At 70.7% G+C, this 4,972-nt stretch carries 6 protein-coding genes; 2 read left to right on the top strand and 4 right to left on the bottom strand.

Translation table 11 applies throughout. The features are described from left to right. Positions 1 to 1,832: class I tRNA ligase family protein (locus G6020_RS04990; protein WP_182609863.1), on the top strand; the 1,832-nt coding region annotated here is incomplete at its 5' end. A 71-nt stretch (positions 1,833 to 1,903) separates the two neighbouring features. Here the strand turns inward: G6020_RS04990 and G6020_RS04985 are convergent. The 3 genes from G6020_RS04985 to G6020_RS04975 are packed head-to-tail and all read right to left on the bottom strand — an operon-like array spanning position 1,904 to position 3,731. After that, positions 1,904 to 2,299 carry a hypothetical protein gene (locus G6020_RS04985; RefSeq protein ID WP_346995241.1) on the bottom strand — a complete coding sequence of 132 codons (396 nt, stop codon included), beginning with the start codon at positions 2,297 to 2,299 and terminating at the stop codon, positions 1,904 to 1,906. After that, positions 2,296 to 3,192 carry an SDR family NAD(P)-dependent oxidoreductase gene (locus tag G6020_RS04980; protein WP_182609862.1) on the bottom strand — a complete coding sequence of 299 codons (897 nt, stop codon included), beginning with the start codon at positions 3,190 to 3,192 and terminating at the stop codon, positions 2,296 to 2,298. Before G6020_RS04980 ends, G6020_RS04985 begins: the two co-directional genes overlap by 4 nt. Continuing rightward, positions 3,189 to 3,731: a nuclear transport factor 2 family protein gene (locus G6020_RS04975; protein WP_182609861.1), complete on the bottom strand. Its 543-nt coding sequence runs from the start codon at positions 3,729 to 3,731 to the stop codon at positions 3,189 to 3,191. Before G6020_RS04975 ends, G6020_RS04980 begins: the two co-directional genes overlap by 4 nt. Before the next feature lie 24 nt (positions 3,732 to 3,755). Between G6020_RS04975 and G6020_RS04970 the strand changes: the two genes are divergently transcribed. After that, positions 3,756 to 4,190 carry a nuclear transport factor 2 family protein gene (locus G6020_RS04970; RefSeq protein WP_179523970.1) on the top strand — a complete coding sequence of 145 codons (435 nt, stop codon included), beginning with the start codon at positions 3,756 to 3,758 and terminating at the stop codon, positions 4,188 to 4,190. A 49-nt stretch (positions 4,191 to 4,239) separates the two neighbouring features. Here the strand turns inward: G6020_RS04970 and G6020_RS04965 are convergent. Beyond that, positions 4,240 to 4,972 (bottom strand): lipase family protein (locus G6020_RS04965; protein ID WP_241732579.1); only part of this gene is annotated, 733 nt, incomplete at its 5' end.

The following is a 4,972-nucleotide window of genomic DNA, read 5'->3' as shown; positions in this document are numbered from 1 at the left end:
GCTGGACCGGCGGGCACTCCTCGCCGGCCGAGGCCGTGCGGGAGTACCGCCGCCGGGCCGCCACCAAGTCCGATCTGGAGCGCCAGGAGAACAAGGACAAGACCGGCGTCTTCACCGGTGCCTACGCCGTCAACCCGGTCAACGGCGAGCAGGTCCCGGTGTTTGTGGCCGACTACGTGCTGATGGGTTACGGCACCGGGGCGATCATGGCCGTGCCCGCCCACGACTCCCGGGACCACGAGTTCGCCACGGCCTTCGGTCTGCCGATCGTGCAGGTGGTGGCCCCGGCCGACGGGCGCGAGCTGGACGTGCGGGCCGAGGCGTACGCGGGTGACGGCGTGGCGGTGAACTCGACCAACGAGCGCGGGCTGTCGCTCGACGGTCTGGGCGTGGACGAGGCCAAGGCCGCGACCATCGCCTGGCTGGAGGGCGAGGGCACGGGGGAGGGGACCGTCCAGTACAAGCTGCGGGACTGGCTCTTCGCCCGCCAGCGCTACTGGGGCGAGCCGTTCCCCGTGGTCTACGACTCCGACGGCGTCCCGCACGCGCTGCCCGACGAGATGTTGCCCGTCGAACTGCCCGAGGTCGAGGACTACAAGCCCGTGTCCTTCGACCCCGACGACGCCGACTCGATGCCCTCCCCGCCGCTGGCCAAGGCCACCGAGTGGATGACCGTTGAGCTGGATCTCGGCGACGGGGTGCAGACCTACACCCGCGACGCCAACGTGATGCCCAACTGGGCCGGCTCCAGCTGGTACCAGCTGCGGTACATCGACCCCACGAACCCGGACGAGCTGTGCGCGCTGGAGAACGAGCGCTACTGGACCGGGCCGCGGCCCGAGATCCACGGCGAGGGCGACCCCGGGGGAGTGGACCTCTACGTCGGTGGAGTCGAGCACGCGGTGCTGCACCTGCTCTACTCGCGGTTCTGGCACAAGGTCCTGTTCGACCTCGGCCACGTGACCAGCGAGGAGCCCTACCGCAGGCTGTTCAACCAGGGCTATATCCAGGCGTTCGCGTACACCGATGCCCGCGGGGTCTATGTGCCCGCTGCAGATGTAGAGGAGCGGGACGGGAAGTTCTACCTCGACGGCTCCCCCGACGCTCCCGAGGTGTTCCAGGAGTACGGGAAGATGGGCAAGTCGCTCAAGAACTCCGTCTCCCCCGACGAGATCTGCGACGAGTACGGCGCCGACACGCTGCGCGTGTACGAGATGTCCATGGGCCCGCTCGACACCTCACGGCCCTGGGCCACCAAGGACGTCGTGGGGGCGCACCGATTCCTGCAGCGGCTGTGGCGCGTGGTGATCGAGGAGTCGACCGGACAGGCCCGGGTGACCGAGGAGGAGCCGCCGCAGGACGTGCTCAAGGCGCTGCACAAGGCCATCGCCGGGGTCCGCGACGACTACGCGGGGCTGCGCGACAACACCGCGATCGCCAAGCTCATCGAGTACGTCAACCACCTGACCAAGGCCTACCCGACCGAGGGGCCGGGAGCGCCGCGGTCGGTCGTCGAACCACTGGTGCTCATGGTGGCCCCCGTCGCCCCGCACCTGGCCGAGGAGCTGTGGTCGCGGCTCGGGCACGCCGGCTCGCTGGCCCACGGGCCGTTCCCCGAGCACGACGAGTCGTACCTGGTCGAGGACTCGGTGGAGTACCCGGTGCAGATCAAGGGCAAGGTGCGCTCGCGCATCACCGTCGCGGCGGACGCCTCACCGGCCGAGGTCGAGGCCGCGGCCCTGGCCGACGAGAAAGTGCAGGCCAACCTCGCCGGGGCGACCCCGAAGAAGGTCATCGTGGTGCCGGGGAAGATGGTCAACATCGTGCCGTGAGAGGGCCGGGAGGTGTGAGGGCCGGGCGGTGAGAGAACCGGGCGGTGTGAGGTCCCGGTCGGGGGGAGGGGTCAGCCCACCTGCACGAACACCGCCGAGGACGAGCCGATCAGGTAGGTGGTGGTGATCATCCACATGGCGTAGCTGGCGAACAGCCACGGCCGCCACCTGATGTGCTGCTTCCACCGCCGGTAGGTCTTGACCCCCGCGGTCACGGACAGGATCACCGACAGCAGAAGCGGCAGCAGCACCACCTCGACCCGGTCGGAGGTCAGGCACGTGCCGCCGGGTTCCGTGCACTCCTCGCCGATGCCGCCGCCCACCGCGACGAGCGCGACCGCGAAGATGACCACGGCCGAGGCGGACAGCAGGACGTAGCGGATGGCCTGGCTGGCCTGGCGTTCGTTGCGTTCGAGGCGCTCCAGCGGGTCGTCGAACTCGCCGATCCCTCGGGGAGACACCGTCACCTCCCCACGAATCCGTTGTGCCCGCCGGCCTCGGCCACCTCGTCGACCGTCGTGATCCCCAGCTGCTCGTCCGTCACCGGCGGGAAGAGCGGACCACCGCCGAAGGCGCCCCGGTGCGACAGCGGTACCTCGCCGTCGTCGTTCGTCACCCCGTGTTCGCGACCGTATTCGGCCGTGATCACCGTGGACCCGCTCAGCGCCGGCAGCGACGGATCGTCGGCCAGTGCCGCGATCACGCGGCCGACGAAGGTCGGGTCCTCGGCCCGGTCCAGGGGGAAGCCGTTGAAGTCGTCCATCCCCAACGACAGGATGAGTTCGGTGCGGATGAGGCCGAGCCACAGCGACAGGGTGGACACGCCGGTCCCGACGAGCTCGTGCGCCATGTCCGAGGCCATCTTGTCCAGGGCGGTCTTGCTCATCCCGTAGAGCACGGTGTGGAACGGCGAGCGCGACCCGAAGGACGAGATGTTGACCATCAGGCCCGACCCCTGCGGGACCATCACCTTGGCGGCCTCGCAGCTGGCGACGTAGTGCGCGCGCAGACCGACGCCCATGAGGGCGTCCCAGTCGCCGGCGGGCCGCTCCCAGAACTTGCCGTTGAACCCCATGAAGCCCTTGGGGTTGGTCCACACGTTGTTGACCAGCAGGTCCAGGCGTCCGGCCTGCTCGGCGATCCGGGCGACGACGGCGACGATCTCGTCGTCCCGGGAGTGGTCGCATTCGAGTGGGCGGATCTCGCCCGGGGCGCCGGAGGCCGCGTCGATCGTGCCCTGCAGGCGCTCGGCGGACCGGCCGGTCACGTAGACCGTCCACCCGGCCTGCGCGAGTGCGGTGGCCACCCCCCTGCCGACGCCGCGGCTGGCGCCGGTGACCAGGGCGACGCGCGCGGTCACGAGTCGACCCCGGCGGTCGCGGCTGCCGTCTCGTCTCCGCGGACGGTGTGGACCTCGGGAAAGGTCACGGTCGCGCTGTCGAGGGAGCGCGTGATCGACCACCCCGGGGAGAACAGGCACTCGGCCATCGCCCAGCGGCCGCTCTCCACCACGTAGACATCGGAGTACTCGCCGGTGGAGAGGGTCTCGGTGCCGTTCTCCCGGTCCACCTGACGGAACTGCAACGTCCAGGTGCCGGTGGCGCGCCGCGGCGCGCCCCCGTCCGCCGGGTCCTCGACAGCGATGGAGGGCATGAGGCCGTGGTGCATGTCGAGGATGCGGGGTCCGCCGTCGGAGGCGGTGGCCAGGGCGATCTGACGGAAGATCCCGACCATCGTGTCCGGGTCGGTGCGGCCGAGCGGGCCGAAGTCCAGGAGGCCGCCCTCGGCGACGAAGCACGCCCGGAACCCCTCCGGATCCTTGCCGTCGCAGGCCCGCCAGTACCGGTACTTGAGCTGCTCTATCGCCTGGCGGGCGCGGGATTCCTGCTCGAACTGCATGCGGGCCACGTTAGCCTAGTGGGCATGAGTCGAACACTGGTCGAGCTGTCCGATCGCTGGGACCTCCAGGACCTGGTGACCAGGTACGCGACCTGTATCGACGCCCGTGACTTCGACGGACTGGACAGGGTGTTCACCCCGGACGCCCGGGTGAGTTACGAGGCCTCGGGCGGCCCCGCGGACGACTATCCGGCGGTGCGCACCTGGCTGGCGGAGATGCTGCCGATCTTCGCCTCCACCCAGCACCTGATGGGCAATCTCGCGGTGACCCTGGACGGCGACACCGCGACCGGACGCTGCATGTGCTTCAACCCGATGGCCCTGCGGCCGGTGGAGGAGAAGGACCAGCAGGTGTTCTTCTACGGGCTCTGGTACGTGCTCGGGTTCGTCCGGACCGCAGAGGGCTGGCGGATCGACAGCCTCGCGCAGGAGCAGGCCTTCCACCACAACCTGCCCTGACGGACGACGGAGGGGCCCGCCACCCGGCGGTCCCCTCCGTGGTCCGGCGTCAGACGGTGCCGCAGGAGTCCGGGGCCGGCAGGCCGTGCACCCGGTCCATGAGGTAGCGCGCGTTGGTGGCGCGCTCGGCAAGCATCGGCAGGGCGTGGTCGATCACCAGCCCCGGCGCGAGAGCCGGTAGCTCCGCGGTACGCAGCTCCACCGTGGCGCCCCGGGCACACCAGTCCCGCACCAGGTCGACCGCGGTGTCGTGGGGGACCACGTCGTCGTTGCGCCCGATCAGGACCATCGCGGGGACCGTGGGGGCCACGCGGCCGAGGTTGTAGCCCTCGAGGACCCGCAGAATCTCGGGCTCGGACCGGGCGGCGTCGGCCAGCGAGTTGCCGTGCGCGGTGAACTCGGTGGTCCGGCGCAGACCGTAGGCGAACGCGGTCTCGGCGACGCACTGCGTCGAGGTCACCTCGAGCATGCGCCTGCCCTCGTCGTTGAGCTGCCGGTCGAACGCCGGACGCAGCTCGGGGTGCACCTGCAGGATCCCGTTGATGGCGTACCCGACGGCCCCGGTGAGGACGCCGCCGTCGACGCGGTCGAGGGTGCCGAGCATGTCCGACGGCGGGGCGCCCACGGCGATCCCCACCAGGTTGAGGTCCGGTGCGTACTGGGGCTGCATCTCGGCGGCGGCCGCGGCCGCGCCTCCGCCCTGGGAGTACCCGCTCACGACCGTGGGGGAGTCGGGGGCGAGGTCGGTCCCGGACAAGCGCACCGCGGCCCGGGCGGCATCC

It is taken from the genome of Dietzia sp. B19 (assembly GCF_014145155.1).
In the GTDB taxonomy this organism is placed as follows: Bacteria; Actinomycetota; Actinomycetes; order Mycobacteriales; family Mycobacteriaceae; genus Dietzia; species Dietzia natronolimnaea.
The sequence above is the reverse complement of the archived record's forward strand: the minus strand, read 5'-3'. Positions and strand labels throughout refer to the sequence as shown.

Excerpts from the sequence above, each read along its gene's own strand:
- G6020_RS04975 (WP_182609861.1), bottom strand. The coding sequence starts at position 3,731 with ATGCAGTTCGAGCAGGAATCCCGCGCCCGCCAGGCGATAGAGCAGCTC.
- G6020_RS04970 (WP_179523970.1), top strand. The coding sequence starts at position 3,756 with ATGAGTCGAACACTGGTCGAGCTGTCCGATCGCTGGGACCTCCAGGAC.